This window comes from Caulobacter sp. GW821-FHT09B08 (assembly GCF_059418225.1).
Genome location: NZ_JBWKPL010000009.1, coordinates 1 through 18,719, shown reverse-complemented (window position 1 = coordinate 18,719; position 18,719 = coordinate 1). Strand labels below are relative to the sequence as shown.

Annotated in this window: 13 protein-coding genes and 1 pseudogene; 8 read left to right on the top strand and 6 right to left on the bottom strand. The window is 68.8% G+C overall.

Annotated elements, in window-relative coordinates; translation table 11 throughout:
- The first annotated feature begins 76 nt into the window (after window positions 1-76).
- Complete coding sequence (locus AC07OA_RS21405) at window positions 77-1,306, top strand: TetR/AcrR family transcriptional regulator (RefSeq protein ID WP_494665848.1); 1,230 nt, start codon at window positions 77-79, stop codon at window positions 1,304-1,306.
- Between the two features lie 149 nt (window positions 1,307-1,455).
- On the opposite strand, the gene AC07OA_RS21400 is transcribed toward AC07OA_RS21405, so the two are convergent.
- Window positions 1,456-4,464: a TonB-dependent receptor domain-containing protein gene (locus AC07OA_RS21400; RefSeq protein WP_494665847.1), complete on the bottom strand. Its 3,009-nt coding sequence runs from the start codon at window positions 4,462-4,464 to the stop codon at window positions 1,456-1,458.
- A gap of 592 nt (window positions 4,465-5,056) precedes the next feature.
- Between AC07OA_RS21400 and AC07OA_RS21395 the strand changes: the two genes are divergently transcribed.
- The 4 genes from AC07OA_RS21395 to AC07OA_RS21380 all read left to right on the top strand — a co-directional run bounded on the left by AC07OA_RS21395 (window position 5,057) and on the right by AC07OA_RS21380 (window position 11,299).
- Window positions 5,057-5,560 carry a MarR family winged helix-turn-helix transcriptional regulator gene (locus AC07OA_RS21395; RefSeq protein ID WP_494665846.1) on the top strand — a complete coding sequence of 168 codons (504 nt, stop codon included), beginning with the start codon at window positions 5,057-5,059 and terminating at the stop codon, window positions 5,558-5,560.
- A gap of 62 nt (window positions 5,561-5,622) precedes the next feature.
- A complete protein-coding gene (locus AC07OA_RS21390; RefSeq protein WP_494665845.1) occupies window positions 5,623-7,131 on the top strand; it encodes an efflux transporter outer membrane subunit in 1,509 nt (502 codons plus the stop codon).
- Window positions 7,128-8,195, top strand: a complete 1,068-nt coding sequence (locus tag AC07OA_RS21385) for an efflux RND transporter periplasmic adaptor subunit (protein WP_494665844.1) — start codon at window positions 7,128-7,130, stop codon at window positions 8,193-8,195. Before AC07OA_RS21390 ends, AC07OA_RS21385 begins: the two co-directional genes overlap by 4 nt.
- A complete protein-coding gene (locus AC07OA_RS21380; RefSeq protein WP_494665843.1) occupies window positions 8,195-11,299 on the top strand; it encodes an efflux RND transporter permease subunit in 3,105 nt (1,034 codons plus the stop codon). The genes AC07OA_RS21385 and AC07OA_RS21380 overlap by 1 nt, the downstream gene beginning before the upstream one ends.
- Window positions 11,300-11,317: 18 nt before the next feature.
- Here AC07OA_RS21380 and AC07OA_RS21375 read toward each other — a convergent pair whose 3' ends face one another.
- The 5 genes from AC07OA_RS21375 to rpsL form a co-directional block, all read right to left on the bottom strand.
- Window positions 11,318-11,815: a thermonuclease family protein gene (locus AC07OA_RS21375; protein ID WP_494665842.1), complete on the bottom strand. Its 498-nt coding sequence runs from the start codon at window positions 11,813-11,815 to the stop codon at window positions 11,318-11,320.
- 252 nt (window positions 11,816-12,067) lie between these two features.
- Window positions 12,068-13,258 (bottom strand): elongation factor Tu, encoded by a 1,191-nt coding sequence (tuf, locus tag AC07OA_RS21370; RefSeq protein WP_494664800.1) that lies wholly within the window; start codon window positions 13,256-13,258, stop codon window positions 12,068-12,070.
- Window positions 13,259-13,376: 118 nt separating this feature from the next.
- Window positions 13,377-15,455 carry an elongation factor G gene (gene fusA / locus AC07OA_RS21365; protein ID WP_494665841.1) on the bottom strand — a complete coding sequence of 693 codons (2,079 nt, stop codon included), beginning with the start codon at window positions 15,453-15,455 and terminating at the stop codon, window positions 13,377-13,379.
- 114 nt (window positions 15,456-15,569) lie between these two features.
- Complete coding sequence (gene rpsG, locus AC07OA_RS21360; protein WP_058350130.1) at window positions 15,570-16,043, bottom strand: 30S ribosomal protein S7; 474 nt, start codon at window positions 16,041-16,043, stop codon at window positions 15,570-15,572.
- 12 nt (window positions 16,044-16,055) lie between these two features.
- Window positions 16,056-16,427 (bottom strand): 30S ribosomal protein S12, encoded by a 372-nt coding sequence (gene rpsL, locus AC07OA_RS21355; RefSeq protein WP_058350131.1) that lies wholly within the window; start codon window positions 16,425-16,427, stop codon window positions 16,056-16,058.
- A 336-nt stretch (window positions 16,428-16,763) separates the two neighbouring features.
- Between rpsL and AC07OA_RS21350 the strand changes: the two genes are divergently transcribed.
- From AC07OA_RS21350 to AC07OA_RS21340, 3 genes and pseudogenes are all read left to right on the top strand, one after another.
- Complete coding sequence (locus AC07OA_RS21350) at window positions 16,764-17,504, top strand: hypothetical protein (RefSeq protein WP_494665840.1); 741 nt, start codon at window positions 16,764-16,766, stop codon at window positions 17,502-17,504.
- 129 nt (window positions 17,505-17,633) lie between these two features.
- Window positions 17,634-18,323: a hypothetical protein gene (locus tag AC07OA_RS21345; RefSeq protein ID WP_494665839.1), complete on the top strand. Its 690-nt coding sequence runs from the start codon at window positions 17,634-17,636 to the stop codon at window positions 18,321-18,323.
- 165 nt (window positions 18,324-18,488) lie between these two features.
- Window positions 18,489-18,719: pseudogene (locus tag AC07OA_RS21340) on the top strand (hypothetical protein); the annotation flags it as partial.

Below are 18,719 nucleotides of genomic sequence, written 5' to 3'. Positions count from 1 at the left end.
CGCCAAACCAGGGCTTCCTAAATTGGACCAACGGGTCCAAAGACCCGCGCGTGGGCCGCGTAACTGGGGGCGAGACATGGACGACGGCCGGATCGCGAGCCCCGCCACCGAGCGGTACGCGAAGAAGAAGGAGGCGATCCTCGCCGCCGCCACCGCCATCCTGAATCGCCAGGGCGTCAAGGGCATGACCCTGGCCGACGTGGCGGCCAAGGTCGGGCTGATCACCACCAGCGTCACCTACTACTACCGCAAGAAGGACGACCTGGCGGCCGCCTGCTTCATGCGCGGCCTGGAGCGGTTCGACGCCCTGGTCACCGAGGCCGGCAAGGCGCCCGACGCGCCCAGCCAGCTGTTGAAGTTCCTGGATCTCTATCTCGACCTGAACCGCCGGGTGCGGCTGGGCGAGGAGACGCCCCTGACCAGCTTCACCGAGATGCGAGCCCTGAAGGAGCCCCTGCGCGGCTCGGTCCAGGGCGCGTTCAACGATCTCTTCCGCCGGGTGCGCCGCTTCTTCGAGGGCCAGGCCTTCGACCATCTGGAGAAGATCGACCGCAACGCCCGCACACACCTGCTGCTCGAGCAGGTGTTCTGGTCCAGCTCGTGGCTGCGCCGCTACGACACCGACGACTACGGCCGCGTGCGCGACAAGATGTACGACATCCTGGTCAACGGCCTGGCCCCGGCGGGCAGGAGCTGGGAGCCGCTGGCCCTGCCCGACCCCACGCCTTCGTCGCCCGACGGCCAGGAGTGGCGCGAGACCTTCCTGGTGGCCGCCACCCGCCTGATCAACCAGCGCGGCTATCGCGGGGCCTCGGTCGAGGACATCTCAGCCCAATTGAACGTCACCAAGGGCTCGTTCTACCACCACCACGAGGACAAGGACGCCCTGGTGGTGGAGTGCTTCGAGCGCACCTTCGCCGTCACCCGCAAGGCCCAGGCCGACGCCCGCGCCCTGGGCGTGGACAGCTGGGCCCAGCTGTCGTCGGCGACGGCGGCCCTGGTGGCCTACCAGCTGTCGGACCACGGCCCGCTGCTGCGCGCTTCGTCCCTGGGCGCCCTGCCGATCGAGCTGCGCCACGAGATGTCGCAAGGCTACGGCCGCGGGTCCGAGCGCTTCGCCGCGATCATCTCCGACGGCATCGCCGAGGGCTCGGTGCGGGCGGTCGACCCGATGATCGCCGCCCACATGATCAACTCCATGCTCAACGCCGCCGCCTCGCTGGGCACCTGGCTGCCGGGCCTGGAACGCGACGACGCGGCCAGGCTGTTCGCCCGGCCGCTGCTGACGGGGTTGTTTTCGAAGTAGGCCGGTGGGCGCCCACTTGCCCCCACCTGACCGCTTCGCGGTCTGTCCGCCCCCATAGGGGGCGGAGGACGCGCGTTGCAGTCCTCTTCCCCCTACGGGGGAAGGAGGGCCGTAGGCCCGTAGGGGGCAAGTGTTCGCCCCCAGAACCCTTAGAACTTCTTCTTCACCCCCACCTTGTACGTCCGCCCCAGGGGATCCCCCGTGAACGGGTCGTACCCAAGGTCCAGTCGCGCATAGGACGGGTCCTCGTCGAAGAGGTTGGTGACCGCCGCCGTCAGGGTGGCGTCCCAGGGCAGGAACACGCGGTAGGCCAGGTCGGTCAGCACCTGCTTGCCGATCGTCTTGCCGGCGCTGACCTGCACCGGCGCGCCGGTGGAGTCCTTGTAGGCCCCGGCCGCGAACGGCGCGGTGCGCTGGTCGGTGTAGCTGTCGATATAGTGCACCGTCAGGCGCACGTTGTGCGGCCCCACGGTCCATTCGGCATAGGCGTCGCCCTTCCACTGCGGGATGGGCACGGCGATGGTCTGGTAGTTCAGCAGGCCCACCGCGTCGAAGGCCGGGGTGACCACGATCCCTTCGACAGTCTGGGCCGCGACCTTGTATTCCTGGATGTAGGTGGCGTTGCCGCCGATGGTGAGGTCGCCGCCCAGCACGCCCTCGAACCGATAGTCGGCCGAGAAATCGAAGCCCGAATTGCGGATCGACGGGCCGTTCACATAGTAGGTCTTCAGCCGCGCCAGCGACGAGATCGTGCTGCAGCTGGTGGTGAAGGTGAACCGCGCCTGCAGGGCCGCGTAGGTGGGATTGCCGCAGTTGTTGGCCCCGGTCGCCCCGTTCGGATAGAGGGCCGCGACCATGCCGCCCACCGGCTCGGCGACGATCGGCTTGTCGAAGTCGAAGCGGAAGTAGTCGATGCTGCCCCGGAAGTTGCCGGCCTTGAACAGCACCCCGGCGTTGTAGGCGTCGGCCTTTTCCGGCGCGAGGTCGGGATTGCCGTAGATGTCGACGGCGCGGAACACGCCCAGGATGCTCTGCAGCGAGGTGACCGACGAGGTCACCAGCTGCGGGTCGGGCGGCCCCCGGAAGGTCGAGCCGGCCGAGGCGCGGAAGGCCAGCCACGGCAGGGCCTGCCAGCGGATCGCGGCCTTGGGGTTGAAGGTCGAGCCGGTGGCTCCGCCATAGTCCTCGTAGCGGGCGGCCAGCTGCATCTGGACGGCCTCGGTGATCGGCACCGACAACTCGGCGAAGCCGGCCATGATGTCGCTCTGCTTGTCGGCCGGCGTGTTGACGCCCAGGAACATGAACGGCCCGTTGCGGACAGAGCCGGTGCAGTTGGTCACCCCGTAGTCCGGCGTGTTGACGCACGGATTGATCAGGGCGTTGGAGATGTCGTTGTACTCGGCCTTGAAGTAGGTGCGGCGGTACTGCACCCCGGCGGCCCAGGCGATGTCGCCGCCCGGCAGGGTGATGTTGGTCTTGCCGTTCAGCACCGCCTCGCCGACGAACAGGCGCGAGGCCTGCTTGGTGGTCAGCTTCTGGAAGAACCAGCGCGTCACCTCCTCGCTGTTGGCCAGGGCGGCGTTATAGCCGGGATTGGGCTCGCCGGTGATGGCGTTGCTGGGGATGGCGTTGGCGAAGGGGTTATAGAACAGGCAGCCGTTGAGGCCGGGCACGCCCTGGACGCCGGGCGTGGCCGCGTCGGTGTCGCAGCGCGGACCGCCCAGGCCCCGCAGAGCCAGCTGGTAGCGGTTGACCAGGGTGTCGTAGCCCGTGCGGATCCCGATCTCCTGGGAATAGGTCAGGGCCAGGTCCCAGCCGATGCCGTTGTCGAACTCGCCCGACAGGTCGCCCGACACCCGATAGGCCTCGTAGGCCCGCGCCCCGATCGAGGGGCCGTAGCCGAAGGCGGGGTTGCCGCCCAGGCCGTAGGGCCGGTTGGCGGCGTTAATCGCCCCGCCGGCCAGGACGGTCGACGGCACGGTGGTCTGAGCGCCGGTCACCAGGCTGGTGGTGACGATGGTGGGGTTGGCGGCCATGAAGGCGATCAGGCCGGGGTTGTTGGCCGGCACGTAGTAGCGGCCGACCAGGCTGGGCGCGAGGGCGACCTCGGCGGTCGGCACGGCCAGGGCGGCGTAGGACGGCGAGGTGTTCCAGTCGGGCACGTCGGTGTGGCTGTAGAGCGCCTCCATGTGGAACTTGGTCTTGGCCGACAGGTCGGCGTTGATCTCGCCGTACAGCTGGATGGCGTCCTGCTTCTCGACCAGATTGTCGAACGGCGTGTAGTGCCAGTAGCAGACCGGCGTCAGGCCGCTGAACCCGGCATAGCCGCCCAGGCTGGAGCAGCTGGGATCGCGGAAGCCCGTGGTCGAGGCCGCCGCCGGGATGAAGGTCGAGGGATTGCCCGCCGCCGACCAGCCCGCCTCGGGGTTGCTCAGATAGGGCTGGTTGGCCCAGTCGCGATCGGCCACGCCCAGCTTGGAGCGGTGCTGCCAGCCGATGCTGGCCAGGAGGTTGGCGTTGTCCCAGACCTTGCCGTAGGTGACGTTCAGGCCGTAGTCGCCCTTGGAGCCGTCGATGAACCGGTAGTCGGCGCCGGCCTCCAGCCCGTTGAAGTTCTTGCGGGTGATGAAGTTGACGACGCCGGCGATGGCGTCAGAGCCATAGGTCGCCGCGGCCCCGTCCTTCAGCACCTCGATCCGGCCGATGGCGGCGGTGGGGATGATGTTGGTGTCGACGATGCCCGCCCCGGCCGCGCCCAGCGGGTTGATGGCCAGGCGCCGGCCGTTCAGCAGCACCAGGGTGCGCGGCGCGCCCAGGCCTCGCAGGTTCACCGAGCCCGAGCCTTCCGAGCCCTGGGCCCGGCTGTCGAACTGGTTGGTGTCGCCCAGCACGCCGTTCGAGACCGGCAGGGCTTTCAGCATCTCCACCGTCGAGGGCGAGCCCTGCTTCTGCAGGTCCTCCACCCCGATCACGTCGACCGGCAGCGAGGCGTCCTCGGGCGTGCCTCGGATGAACGAGCCGGTGACGATGATCTCCTCGACCGCCGTGGGTCCGTTGTCGCCTGAAGGCCGGGTCTGGGCCTGGACGGCGGACGCCGCCGCCATGGCCGAGACGAGCGCCAGGGCCGAGGCCCCGCGCAGGAACATCGCTTGCTTCACTGTCTTCCCTCCCGAGCTGCTTTTTTGAACGCAGGCTTTTGGGCGTCGGGGGCCTTGGTCGACAGATCGCGCCACGCCGCGCCAAGGGCGCGTTTCGAAAACCTAAGATGCGTGTTCGTAAGCCGACAACCGAAGGATCCCCTTGAGCCGGATACTTTGAAACGCTTGTAAAATGCCCGCTTCTCCGCGCGGGCGAGCGCTCGACCTCGAAGAGTCGAACACCTGTTTCGATGATGCGGTATGTTTTGACGCGGCGTCAACCGGCCATCGACGCCGAGCCTTCGAAGACCGCGCACGCCCGCCATTGCGAAATCGTCGCCGGCCGATGTCGCATCGCCGCGACGTCGTTCGTCATTAGGGGTGAAGCCGCCAAGCGAGGACGGAAGACAATGCGACGCCCCGCCCTTCCATCCCGTCGCTCGCGCCCCCAATTGAACGAACGGCGGTCGGCCGCGTTAGTCGCCCGACCGCCGACCTTGGGGACACGGCGATGAATGGCCAGACGATCGATCGCGCGGCGCGCGCCGGCAGGCCTGCAACCTTATCGTTAAGTCTTTTGACTATTAAATCACTTAACAATATAGATCGCGCCATGACGGACGATCCCGAGTCAGGACCAGGCCCGTGGCGAACCTCGCCGGTGTCGCGCGACCCCATCGGTCAGCGCCTGAAGGCCATTTCCGTGCTCACCCGCCAGGTCAGCCGCAGGATCGGCGAGAGCCTGGGCGTGAACGTCACCGACATGGCCGCCCTTGAACAACTGCTCAGCGACGGCCCGATGACGCCCAGCCAGTTGGCCGAGCACCTGAAGGTGACGACCGCCGCGGCCACCCAGATCGTCGACCGCCTGGAGCGGGCCGGCCACGTCTCGCGCGAGCGCCAGGCCGATGACCGGCGCAAGATCTGCGTGGCGCCGCTGGAGGCGTCGATCGACCGCGCCTTCATGCAGCTGGCCCCGATGCTGGAAGGGCTGGACCGCGTCCTCGGCGGTCTGTCTCCGGCCGACCGCCAGGTCATCGAACGTTTTCTGGACCAGGTGGCCGACGTCTATCACGGCGTCGCCAACCTCCCGCCGTCGGCTCCCGGGCCACACTGACAAACCGGCGACCGTCCTCCCCCTTCGGTCGCGACTGCAGGTGCTTGTTGATGAGTGAAATCATGACCGGAGAGCGCGAGCGCCCTCGGCCATTCCGATCCGGAGCCTCCCTGCTGGCCTTGGGCCTGGCGGGACTGGCCGTGGCCGGCTGCGTCCACACGCCCCGCCCGACGCCGGACACGCGCCTGCCCTCCGCCTACGAGGCCCCGGCCGGCGCCGCCCTGCCCCAGGCGACGCTGGACCGCTGGTGGACCAGCTTCAACGACCCGCAGCTGACCCAGCTGATCGAGACCGCCCTGGAGCGCAGCCCCGACGCCCGCAGCGCCGCCGCCGTGCTCGACGAGGCCCGCGCCCTGCGCAAGGGCCAGGTCCGCCAGCTCTACATCCCGTCGACGCCCCTGACCGGCAACGCCAGCAGGACCCACACCGAGATCCTGGACAGCAGCGGCGCGGCCGGCTTCACCCAGGGCGGCGACAGCGAAAGCTACGGCGCCAATTTCGACGTCTCCTGGGAACTGGACCTGTGGGGCCGCCGCCGCGCCGCCCGCCAGGTGGTCGACAACGACCTGGCCGCCGCCCGCTTCAACTACGAGGGCACGCGCGCGGCCCTGGCCGCCAGCGTCGCCCAGTCCTATTTCGACGCGCGCGGCCTGGCCGTGCAGCTGGAAGACGCCCGCGAGACCGCCCGCATCAACGGCGAGCTGCGCGAGTTCTCGACCAAGAAGGCCAAGGCCGGGCTGATCGCCGGCTCGGAAGCCGACCGCGCCGCCGCCGACGAGGCCCAGAGCCTGGCCCAGGTCGAGAACCTGCGGGCCCAACTGACGGCCGCCCAGCGCAGCCTGCTGATCCTGGTCGGGCGCGGGATCGATCCGGTGGCCAGCCTGCCGGTCGAGGCCACGCTGAACGCCGCGCCGGAGATCCCCGCCACCCTGCCCGACGCCCTGCTGGCCCGCCGCCCCGACATCCGCGAAGCCCAGGCCAAGCTGGCCTCGGCGGCCGGCAATCTGAAGATCAACGAGCTGGCCCTGCTGCCGACCCTGAACCTGACGCCGGGCCTGGGCTGGTCCAAGAGCGTGTCTCCGGCCTTCCCGATCGCGGGCGCCAGCGGCACGACCTCGACCACCAGCTCCAGCTGGACCCTGGGCGCCAACATCTCGATCCCGGTGCTGAACATCCCCTATCTGCTGACCGAGATCGACGCCCAGAACGCCCGCACCCGTCAGGCGGCCGTGGCCTACGAAAAGGCCGTGCAGACCGCCTATGGCGAGGCCGAGAACGCCATGGTCCAGCTGGCCGCCGACCGCCGCCGCGTGACCCTGCTGACCGAGGGCGAGGCCCGCGCCCAGCGCGCCTACGCCGCCGGCCGCAAGGGCTACACCCTGGGCCTGACCGACCAGACGACCGCCCTGCAGTCCGAGACGGCCTGGCGCGCCAGCCGCACGGCCCTGACCGGCGCCAAGACCCAGGCCCTCCAGCACGCCGTCCAGGCCTACAAGGCCCTGGGCGGGGGCTGGTCGCCCGAAGCCGTGTCCGGCCAGGACCGCACCAAGACGCAAGTTTCCTCGAAATGAGACCCTCCCCCATGACGACCCGCACCTCGCTCGCCGCCATGCTTCTGATCGTATCGGTGGGCCTGACCGCCTGCGGCGACAAGAAGGACAAGGCCGACACCAAGACCGCTGCCCCCCGCACGGTCAGCGTCGGCAGCGTCGAGACCCGGCCCCTGGGCGGCGGGGTCGAGGCCTCGGGCCTGCTGGTCTCGCGCGAGGAGGCCGCCGTCGGCTCGGAGCTTTCCGGCTACCGCGTCGCGCGCCTCTATGCCGACGAGGGCGACTGGGTCCGCGCCGGCCAGCCGCTGGTCCAGCTGGACGACACCCTGCTGCGCGCCCAGGTCGACCAGCAGGCGGCCGTCACCGCCCAGGCCCAGGCCGAAGCGGCCCGCGTCTCGGGCCTGGACGGCCAGGGCGTGCTCAGCCAGGAGCAGATCGAGACCCGCCGCTATCAGGCCAAGGCCCAGGAAGCGGCCCTCAAGGAAATCCGCACCCGCGTCTCGCGCATGACCATCACTTCGCCGGTCAGCGGCCGGGTCCTGCAGCGCGGCGTGCAGCCGGGCCAGATCGCCGGCGGCGGGACCACCCCGTGGTTCACCATCGCCCGCGACGGCCTGGTCGAGCTGGACGCCGAGGTCAATGAAGCCGATCTGGCGGGCGTGCGCCCCGGCCAGTCGGCCCAGGTGTCCTTGCCCGGCGGCCAGCTGATCTCGGGCGTGGTGCGCCTGGTCAGCCCGCGCGTCGACAGCGAAACCCGCCTGGGCAAGGTGCGCGTGCGCCTGCCCGTCCGTCCCGACCTGCGCCCCGGCGGTTTCGGCCGCGCGGTGTTCGGCGCCTCGGGCGCGGCGGTGGTGGCCGTGCCGGAATCGGCGATCCGCTACGAGGCCGACGGCCTGTCGGTGATGACGGTCGACAGCAACAACCGCGCCCACCAGGTGGCCGTGAAGATCGGCCAGAAGGGCGGCGGCTGGGCCCAGCTGGTCCAGGGTCCGCCGGCCGGAACCCGCGTGGTCCTGGGCGGCGCCTCGTTCGTCACCGACGGTGACGTGATCCGCCCGGCGGCCCCGCAGCAGGGCGCTCGCTGATGGCCGAGCTTCGCGTCTCCGCCTGGGCGATCAAGAACCCGATCCCCGTCGCGATCCTGTTCATCGCCCTGATCGTGGCCGGCATCGGCTGCTACATGGTGCTGCCGGTCAAGCAGTTCCCCAATGTCGAGTTCCCGGCCGTGGTGGTGTCGGTCACCCAGAGCGGGGCCGCGCCCGGCGAGATGGAGACCCAGGTCACCCGCCCCGTCGAGGACGCGGTGGCCGGCATCGCCGGGGTCAAGACCATCCGCTCGTCGGTGGTCCAGGGCGCCTCGACCACCACCATCGAGTTCAACATCGGCGAGGACCTGCAGAAGGTCACCGACGAGGTGCGCTCCAAGATCGACCAGACCCGGGCCATCCTGCCCCGGGAGGTCGACGAGCCCATCGTCCAGCGACTGGAGATCACCAGCGCCCCGATCATCACCTACGCCGTCTCGGCGCCGGGCATGAGCTCGCCCGAGCTGTCTTGGTACATCGACGACACCGTCACCCGCGCCCTGCAGGGCGAGAAGGGCGTGGCCCAGGTGGCCCGGGTGGGCGGGGTGGACCGCGAGATCAACGTCATCATCGATCCCGACCGCATGGCCTCGTTCGGCGTCACCGCCCCGCAGCTGAACCAGGCCCTGGCCAGCTTCAGCGTCGACGCCCCCGGCGGCCGGGCCAATATCGGCGGCCGCGAGCAGACCCTGCGCGTGCTGGGCGCGGCCACCACGGTCGAGCAACTGCGCGCCATCACCATCCCGATCGGCGGCGGACGCTATGTGAAGCTGACCGACGTGGCCCAGGTCGGCCAGGGCTCGGAGGAGGAGCGCGGCTTCGCGCGCCTGGACGGCAAGCCCGTCGTCGCCTTCCAGGTGATGAAGACCCGCGACTCCAGCGACGTGGCCGTCGAGGACAACGTCAAGCGCGCCATCGAAGAGCTGACGGCCAAGCAGCCGGGCATCCAGTTCGTGAAGATCTTCTCGACCGTGGACGAGACCCGCGCCAGCTTCGCGGCCACCGAGCACACCCTGCTGGAAGGCATGCTGCTGGCCTCGCTGGTGGTGTTCCTGTTCCTGCGCGAATGGCGGGCCACCCTGATCACCGCCATCGCCATGCCCGTGTCGCTGATCCCCACCTTCGCCTTCATGGCGATCATGGGCTTCTCGCTGAACGTGGTGACCCTGCTGGCCCTGACTCTGGTCATCGGCATCCTGGTCGACGACGCCGTGGTCGAGATCGAGAACATCGAAAAGCGCGTCGCCCGGGGTCAAAGACCCTATCTGGCGGCGATGGAGGGGGCGGACGCCATCGGCCTGGCGGTCGTGGCCACCACCTTCACCATCGTGGCGGTGTTCGTGCCGGTGTCCTACATGCCCGGCATGCCCGGCCAGTTCTTCAAGGAATTCGGCCTGACCGTCGCCGTGGCCGTGCTGTTCTCGCTGGTGGTCGCCCGCCTGCTGACGCCGCTGCTGGCCGCCTACTTTCTCAAGCCCGCCAGCCATCCCCACCCGCGCCGCGAGTTCAAGGGCGCCTATCGCAACGCCCTGGACTGGTCGCTGGATCACCGCATCCTCAGCTGCATCATCGGCGGCCTGATCTTCGCCGGCTCGATCGCCCTGGCCACCCAGCTGCCCACCGGCTTCCAGCCGGCCAACAACGCCAACTTCTACTACATCAAGGTTCAGGGCCCGCCCGGTGCCACGCCGGCCGACATGGACCGTACCATCCAGGCGGTGACCACCATGTTCCGCAAGCGGCCCGAGGTGACCCACGTCTTCGCCCAGGTCGGCTCCAACGCCGGCACCGGCGGCCCCAACGGCCAGAGCAGCGCCGACGTCCGCGACGCGACGGTCACCATCGTGCTGAACGCCAAGCGCGACATGACGGTGACGCAGCTGAAGCAGGATGTCCGCGCCGGCCTGCACGACATCCCCGACGCCCGGGTGAACCTGCTGGGCGACTGGGGCACGTCGGAGGTCTCCAACATCCTGGTCTCCGACGACGGTCCCCTGCTGGAGCGCACGGCCGCCAAGATCGAGCGCGAGATGCAGGGGCTGAAGACCGTGGCCGATCCGCGTCCCTCCAGCCCGCCCAGCGGTCCGGAGATCGTGATCCGGCCCAAGCCCGACGAGGCCGCCCGCCTGGGCGTCAGCGCCGCCGACATCGCCTCCATCGCCCGCGTGGCCACGGTGGGCGACATCGACGCCAACGTCGCCAAGATGACCGAGGGCGAGCGCCGGATCCCGATCCGCGTGCGCCTGCCGGCCGACACCCGCGCCGACCTCGACGCCCTGGGCGCCCTGCGCATCCCCACGGCCAGCGGCGGCACGACGCGCCTGGACACCGTGGCCGACCTGTCGTTCCAGGCCGGTCCGGCCAAGATCGACCGCTTCGCCCGCAAGCGGCAGGTGACCATCGAGGCCGACCTCGACCACGGCGCCCAACTGGGCCAGGCCATGGCCGAGATCAACGCGCTGCCGACCATGAAGAACCTGCCGCCGGGCGTCGGTCCCGCCTCGGCCGGCGACCAGGAGGCGTTCGTGGAGCTGTTCACCGGCTTCGCCATCGCCCTGCTGACCGCCATCGGCCTGGTGTTCGGGGTTCTGGTGCTGCTGTTCCGCAGCTTCTTCAAGCCGATCACCATTCTGTCGGCCCTGCCCCTGGCCATCGGCGGCGCCTTCCTGGCGCTGCTGGTCTCGGGCCAGGCGCTGTCGCTGCCCTCGCTGATCGGCTTCCTGATGCTGATGGGCCTGGCGGCCAAGAACTCGATCCTGCTGGTCGAATACGCCATCGAGCAGGAGCGGTCGGGCATGAGCCAGCGCGACGCGATCCTGGACGCCTGTCACGAGCGGGCCCGGCCGATCATCATGACCACCCTGGCCATGATGGCGGGCATGCTGCCCACCGCCATGGGCCTGGGCACGGGGTCGGAATTCCGCCAACCGATGGCCGTGGCCGTGATCGGCGGCCTGATCACCTCGACGGTGCTGTCGCTGGTGCTGGTGCCGGTGGTCTACGAGATCGTCGACGACTTCGAGCACTGGCTGACGCCCAAGCTCTCGCGCTGGACCACCCCGCGCGAGGCGGTGACGCCGACGGCCTCGACGGTCGAACGCTAGGAACGGCGGCGGCGGGTCCTAGCGGGACACGCCGCCGTCCAGCAGGGAATTGACCGCCGGGGCGCCGGTCGCCTTGCCGCTGAGCGGCTCGCACCACGAGAAGCGGCCGTTGGGGGCGTCGGTTCGCCGCGCCGCCAGGCCGTGCTCGTAGAGCTCCTGGCCCAGGTCCACGCCGTCCAGTTCGACGACGGTCAGCTCGCGGTGGAACTCGTCGAAGCCCGTGGCCGGGCCGACGGTGACCGTGCGGGCGTCCCTGAACTTGCCGCGCACCACGTCCAGCGCCTGCAGCGCCGCGCTGGCTTCCGCCCAGCAGCGGGCGTCGGGCACGCCCTGGGGCGCATAGGCGTTGGCCAGGCGCACGTGGCGGCCGTCGATGACCATGGCGTCGGCGCTCAGCACCCGCACCCGGTCGCCCAGGCCGGGCGGCAGGGTCAGGCTGGACGGCGGGTCCGGCGTCTTCTGGCAACCGGCCGCGAGGACGGCCAGGGCCAGCAGCATATGGCGTTTGCGGATCAAGAGCTCACCCCGAGGTTCGGGTCGGAGGATAGCCTGTCGAGAGTTCCCGCGCCACTTGCCCCCTACGGACCGCTTCGCGGTCGTCTTCCCCCATAGGGGGAAGAAGCGCGCCGAGCTTCCGTCCTCCGCCCCCTACGGGGCGGACAGACCGCGAAGCGGTCAGGTGGGGGCAAGTGGGCGCCCCCAAAGCAAAAGGCCCCGAGGTATCCCTCGGGGCCTTCGCCTAGGTCAGCTGTCGCTGGGATCGATCGACTACTCGATGATCTTGGACACGACGCCCGAACCGACGGTCCGGCCGCCTTCGCGGATGGCGAAGCGCAGGCCTTGGTCCATGGCGATCGGGGTGATCAGCTCGATGTCCAGCTCGGCGTTGTCGCCCGGCATGATCATTTCCACGCCTTCGCGCAGCTTGATGATCCCGGTCACGTCCGTGGTGCGGAAGTAGAACTGCGGGCGATAGTTGGTGAAGAACGGGGTGTGACGACCGCCTTCTTCCTTGGTCAGGATGTAAGCCTCGGCGGCGAACTTGGTGTGCGGGGTGATCGAACCCGGCTTGCACAGCACTTGGCCGCGCTCGACGTCTTCGCGCTTGGTGCCGCGCAGCAGCACGCCCACGTTGTCGCCGGCTTGACCTTGGTCCAGCAGCTTGCGGAACATTTCAACGCCGGTGCAGGTGGTCTTCTGCGGGGCGCGGATGCCGACGATCTCGACTTCCTCGCCGACCTTGACGATGCCCTTTTCGATCCGGCCGGTCACCACGGTGCCGCGGCCCGAGATCGAGAACACGTCTTCGACCGGCATCAGGAAGGGTTGGTCGACCGGACGGGCCGGCTGCGGGATGTAGGCGTCGACCGTGGTCATCAGTTCCAGGATCGACTGCTCGCCGATGACCGGGTCGCCGCCGTCGATGGCCACCTTGGCCGAACCCTTGGTGATCGGAATGTCGTCGCCCGGGAACTCGTACGAGCTCAGCAGTTCGCGCACTTCCATCTCGACCAGCTCGAGCAGCTCGGCGTCGTCGACCAGGTCGACCTTGTTCATGTAGACGACCAGGGCCGGCACGCCGACCTGACGGGCCAGCAGGATGTGCTCGCGGGTCTGGGGCATCGGGCCGTCGGCGGCCGACACGACCAGGATCGCGCCGTCCATCTGGGCCGCGCCCGTGATCATGTTCTTCACGTAGTCGGCGTGGCCGGGGCAGTCGACGTGGGCGTAGTGACGGTTGGCCGTCTCGTATTCCACGTGCGCGGTGTTGATCGTGATGCCGCGGGCCTTTTCTTCCGGCGCGGCGTCGATGTCGGCGTAGTTCTTCGCCGTCGCACCACCCGACTTGGCCAGGATGATGGTGATCGCGGCCGTCAACGTCGTCTTGCCGTGGTCAACGTGACCGATCGTGCCGATGTTGCAGTGCGGCTTATTACGTTCGAACTTTTCCTTGGCCATTTTCTTAGCTCCAGGACCCCAGGGGGGCCTTCAATGGTTGGACTTCTGGGGTGGTAGACGGACGAGCTCCGAAGGAGCCCGTCCTAATCCCTGGTAGGCTTTTCCGAAAGGAAAAAGCTTACGCGTACTTCTTGATCACTTCGTCGGCGACGTGCTGCGGCACCGGCTCGTAGTGGTCGTATTGCATGGTGAACTGGGCGCGGCCCTGAGACATGCCGCGCAGGGTGTTCACGTAGCCGAACATGTTGGCCAGCGGCACGAAGGCGTTCACCACCGTGGCGTTGCCGCGCATGTCCTGGCCCTGGATCATGCCACGACGACCGTTCAGGTCGCCGATGACCGAACCCAGATACTCTTCCGGGGTCACGACCTCGACGGCCATGATCGGCTCGAGCAGCTTCGGGGCGCCCTTCTCGCGCAGTTCCTTGAAGGCGGCGCGCGAGGCGATTTCGAAGGCCAGGACCGACGAGTCGACGTCGTGGTACTTGCCGTCCGTCAGGGTCGCCTTGAAGTCGATCAGCGGGAAGCCGGCCAGCAGGCCGTTGTCCTTGACCGATTCCAGGCCCTTCTGGACGCCGGGGATGTATTCCTTCGGCACGGCGCCGCCGACGATGGCGTTCTCGAACACGAAGCCCGAACCCGGCTCGCCCGGCTCGAAGGTGATGATGACGCGGGCGAACTGGCCCGTACCACCGGTCTGCTTCTTGTGGGTGTAGTCGATCTCGGCCTTGCGACCCAGGGACTCGCGATAGGCCACCTGCGGCGCGCCGATGTTGGCTTCCACCTTGTAGGTGCGCTTCAGGATGTCGATCTTGATGTCCAGGTGCAGCTCGCCCATGCCCTTCAGGATCGTCTGGCCCGACTCGTGGTCGGTCGAGACGGTGAAGGACGGGTCTTCGGCGGCCAGCTTCTGCAGGGCGACGCCCAGCTTCTCCTGGTCGGCCTTCGACTTGGGCTCGACGGCGATCTCGATGACCGGGGCCGGGAATTCCATGCGCTCCAGGATCACCGGCGACTTCAGGGGATCGCACAGGGTGTCACCGGTGCGGGTTTCCTTCAGGCCGGCCAGGGCGACGATGTCGCCGGCATAGGCTTCCTTGATGTCTTCGCGGTTGTTGGAGTGCATGAGCAGCATGCGGCCGACCCGCTCGCGCTTGTCGCGCGTCGAGTTCAGCAGGCTCATGCCCGTTTCCATCTTGCCCGAATAGATGCGGCAGAAGGTCAGCGAGCCGACGAAGGGGTCGTCCATGATCTTGAACGCCAGAACCGACAGGGGCTCTTCGTCCGAGGCCTTGCGGGTGACTTCTTCTTCGGTCTTGAAGTCGATGCCCTTGGTCGCGGGGATGTCCACCGGCGACGGCAGGTAGTCGACGACGGCGTCGAGCAGGGGCTGCACGCCCTTGTTCTTGAACGCCGAGCCGCAGAGGATCGGATAGAAGGCGCCGGTCAGCACGGCCTTGCGGATGCACTTCTTGATGGTTTCTTCCGAGGGCTCTTCGCCGCCCAGATAGGCTTCCATCGCGTCGTCATCCAGCTCGACGGCGTTCTCGACCAGATAGGCGCGGGCTTCCACGGCCTTGTCCAGCAGGTCGGCGGGGATTTCCTCGTCGCGATAGTTCGCGCCCAGGGCGTCGTTGTCCCAGACCACGGCCTTCATGCGGACCAGGTCGACCAGGCCCTTCAGGGCGCTTTCCGAACCGATCGGGAATTGGATCGGCACGGCCTTGGCGCCCAGGCGGTCGCGGATCGACTCGACCGACTTGTCGAAGTCGGCGCCGATCTTGTCCATCTTGTTGACGAACACGATGCGCGGAACGCGATACTTGTCGGCCTGGCGCCAGACGGTTTCGGTCTGCGGCTCGACACCGGCGTTGCCGTCCAGAACGGTCACGGCGCCGTCGAGGACGCGCAAGCTGCGTTCGACTTCGATGGTGAAGTCGACGTGGCCTGGGGTGTCGATGATGTTGAGGCGCTTGTCTTTCCAGAAAGCGGTCGTCGCGGCCGACGTGATCGTGATGCCGCGCTCTTGTTCCTGGTCCATCCAGTCCATGGTCGCGGCGCCGTCGTGGACTTCGCCGATCTTGTGCGACTTACCCGTGTAATACAGGATCCGCTCGGTCGTCGTCGTCTTTCCGGCGTCGATGTGCGCCATGATGCCGAAGTTACGGTAGTCTTCGATTTTATGCTGGCGGGCCATGGATCTAGCTCTGCGTGACAGCCCGACCCCAAGCTGGGGCAGGGACATTTAAACGTGCGGCGCGGGCGGTTTATCTCAAACCGCCCGCGCCTGAAAGAGTGCTGGTAAGAAAGGTTACCAGCGGTAGTGCGAGAACGCCCGGTTGGCTTCAGCCATCTTGTGGGTATCTTCGCGCTTCTTCACCGCGGTGCCGCGGTTGTTCGAAGCGTCGAGCAGCTCGCCGGCCAGCTTTTCGGTCATGGTGTTCTCGCCGCGCTTGCGGGCGGCGGTCACCAGCCAACGGATGGCCAGGGCGCGACGACGGTCCGGACGGACCTCGACCGGCACCTGATAGGTGGCGCCGCCGACGCGGCGCGACCGGACTTCGATCGCCGGGGCGACGTTGTCCAGGGCGGAGTGGAAGGTTTCAAGCGGACCTTGGTCCTTGCGCTTGGCTTCCAGGATGTCGAAAGCACCATAGATGATGTTTTCGGCGACGGCTTTTTTGCCCTCATACATCACGTAGTTCATGAACTTCGTGACGATCAGATCTCCAAACTTGGGATCCGGCAGGACTTGACGCTTCTCGGCGCGACGGCGACGGGACATTCTTCTTTTTCCTTACTTCGGACGCTTGGCGCCGTAGAGCGAACGACGCTGCTTACGATCCTTGACACCTTGGGTGTCGAGGACGCCGCGCAGGATGTGATAGCGGACGCCGGGCAAGTCCTTGACGCGGCCGCCGCGGATGAGCACCACCGAGTGCTCCTGCAGATTGTGGCCTTCGCCCGGGATGTAGCAAACGGCTTCGATGCCGGTGGTCAGACGGACCTTGGCGACCTTACGCAGAGCCGAGTTCGGCTTCTTCGGGGTCGTCGTGTAGACGCGCGTGCAAACGCCGCGACGTTGGGGGCAGCCCTTCAGGGCGGGCACCTTGTTCCGGACCGGCTTCGGAGAGCGCGGCTTGCGGATGAGCTGGTTGACGGTAGGCATTAAGTCTCTGCTCTGATGGAAGCGTGTGCCTGTCGGCCGAGGCGCTTCGGGGTCCTTGTCGTTTTTGTTCCGGCTTGTCTCGGCCCCAGAAAGGGGACCTGATAAACACGAAACTCGCCGGGACGCGGGTAGCGTTCCGGCGGGCTTATCCGTCGGTATGGGACGGGCGCTCATCAGGACGGACAGGGTCCGCCTCGAAAAGAGCGCGGTTTTTACTCTTGAACGCCCCTTCCGTCAATCCGGGCATTTTGCGTCGGTTAACAGTCGCCTAACGGTCACGCTCGCGTCACCTGCAGGGGCGATCCTAGGCTATCCGCTTCGGAACGGGGTCGCCTCTTGGATTCGTCGAAATCCCTTCGCGATCATTGGGGTCTGGCGCTGGCCGGGGGGCTGGGGCTGGCCGGGGCGACCCTGTTGACCCTGGCGCGGCCGATCACGATCTCCCTGCCCTCGCGCCCGTTCACGAGCTCCGCCGAGGTCCGGCTGCCCGCGCGCGACACGTCGGAAGAAGCCGACGCCCCTGTCGCGATCTCCTTGCCGCGCGCGGTCGGGCCGTCGCCGTCTCGGTTCGCCCCTCCCACCGTCCGGACCTGGATCGCGCCCTCGATCCCGCGCGTCGAGACCGCGCCCGCCGTCGCCCCTGTCCCCATGGCCGCCCCTGCGGACGAGATCGCGCCTCCGCCGCCCCGCGTGGGAGCCCTGGCCGGGGTGCTGCGCGCCAGCGGCCTGGCGTGCCTGGGCGGACGCGAGCGCCTGCTGTCGTCGGCCGAGCGCGAGCTGTGCCGCGAGAAACTGGGCGCTTCGGCGGGCGGCGCCCCGTCCCTGCCCGCGCCGATGACCGAGGCCGAGCGGGCCGACTACGACGCCGTCGCCCGCAGCCAGGCGCCGCGCCGCGCGCCGGTGCCGCTGTCGGCCCGAGGCGCGGGCAATCCGTTCGCCTTCGACGACCGCGCCCGCCGCCGGCCGCGCGTGGGCTGCGCGGTCCGGTTCGGCCCCGACACCGACGGGGGTCGCTGCTTCCTGCAGCCGATGGCCGCCGCGTCGACGGCCGAGCCCGATCCGCGCCGATCCTACTAGCGACGGTCCTACTGGCGCCGCGCCACAGCCACGCTTTCGCCATGCGCGACCGAAAGGCTCGACTATTCCGTCAGCCTCGAGTTCCCCTTGCCAAAGCCAGGCGCAAACCGGTCCAGAAACGGCGCCGTCGTGGCCGGGTCGCTGCTGCTGCACGCGGCGATCCTGGCCGCCCTGGGTTGGCCCCTGACCGTGCGGTTCGCCGACCGCTCCAACGACGAGGACGCTATCGACGTGACCCTGGAGCGCGACCGCCGCCCGGCACGGGTGGGAACACGGTCCGGCGCGGCGACGCCGGCGCCTCGCCCGGCGGCGAACCAGGGCCGCGCCCCGGTCGAGCCCCTGCCTCTGGCGACCGCCCCGGCCGCATCGGGACCGCCGTCGACCGCCAAGCCGGACTTCGACCTGGGCGCGGCGCTGCGAGCGGGCGGCTTCGCCTGCGCCGGGGTCCGCAACACCATGCTCACCCCCGAGGAGCGGGCGCGGTGCCAGGAGAAGGCCGGCGCCCTGGCCAAGAAGGCCCCGTCCCTGCCCGCCCCCATCGATCCGGCCAAGCGGGCCTATTACGACGCCGTCGCCCAGGCCTATGCCGATCCCGGCCCGATGGTCCCGCTGACGGCGCGGGGCGCGAACGGGATCTTCTCCGAGGAACGCAGCGTGCATTCCGGCCACGGCCCGCGCGTCGGCTGCTCGGTGAAGTTCGGCCCCAACGCCGACAAGGCGCCCAAGGGCCCGCCCAACGCCCTGCGGGCCGGACCCTGCTTCCTGCAGGCGCCGACGGGGTCGCTGACCCCGGAGGGCGACATCCGCAAACCCTACTAGCGCCAAACCCTACTGGCACAGGCCTCCGCGGCTCCCATCTAGGGTTCGGCGGTCACCGTTTCGCCACGTCCAGTGGAGAGGCTGGCCGCCCTGTCGCAGTCGAGCTTGTTCTTGCCCCCCTCCCGGTCCCCATCCCGGTCCCACGCCACGGCGCGCAAAACCCGCATGCGAAACGGCGCCGTCCTGGCCGGGTCGCTGCTGCTGCACGCCGTGATCCTGGCGGCCCTGGGCTGGCCCTTGGCGACGCGGTTCGTGGACCGGTCCAACGACGAAGACGCCATCGACGTGACCCTGGAGCGCAGCGTCCAGCCGCGGCGGCCCACGCCCGAAGCCGCCGCCACGCCGCAGGCCGCGAACGCCGCCGCGCCCCTGCGCCCGCGCGCCGCGCGGCTGATC

Coding starts and splice junctions, on each gene's coding strand:
- AC07OA_RS21405 (WP_494665848.1), top strand. CDS start 77: ATGGACGACGGCCGGATCGCGAGCCCCGCCACCGAGCGGTACGCGAAG.
- AC07OA_RS21395 (WP_494665846.1), top strand. CDS start 5,057: ATGACGGACGATCCCGAGTCAGGACCAGGCCCGTGGCGAACCTCGCCG.
- AC07OA_RS21390 (WP_494665845.1), top strand. CDS start 5,623: ATGACCGGAGAGCGCGAGCGCCCTCGGCCATTCCGATCCGGAGCCTCC.
- AC07OA_RS21385 (WP_494665844.1), top strand. CDS start 7,128: ATGAGACCCTCCCCCATGACGACCCGCACCTCGCTCGCCGCCATGCTT.
- AC07OA_RS21380 (WP_494665843.1), top strand. CDS start 8,195: ATGGCCGAGCTTCGCGTCTCCGCCTGGGCGATCAAGAACCCGATCCCC.
- tuf (WP_494664800.1), bottom strand. CDS start 13,258: ATGGCCAAGGAAAAGTTCGAACGTAATAAGCCGCACTGCAACATCGGC.
- fusA (WP_494665841.1), bottom strand. CDS start 15,455: ATGGCCCGCCAGCATAAAATCGAAGACTACCGTAACTTCGGCATCATG.
- rpsG (WP_058350130.1), bottom strand. CDS start 16,043: ATGTCCCGTCGCCGTCGCGCCGAGAAGCGTCAAGTCCTGCCGGATCCC.
- rpsL (WP_058350131.1), bottom strand. CDS start 16,427: ATGCCTACCGTCAACCAGCTCATCCGCAAGCCGCGCTCTCCGAAGCCG.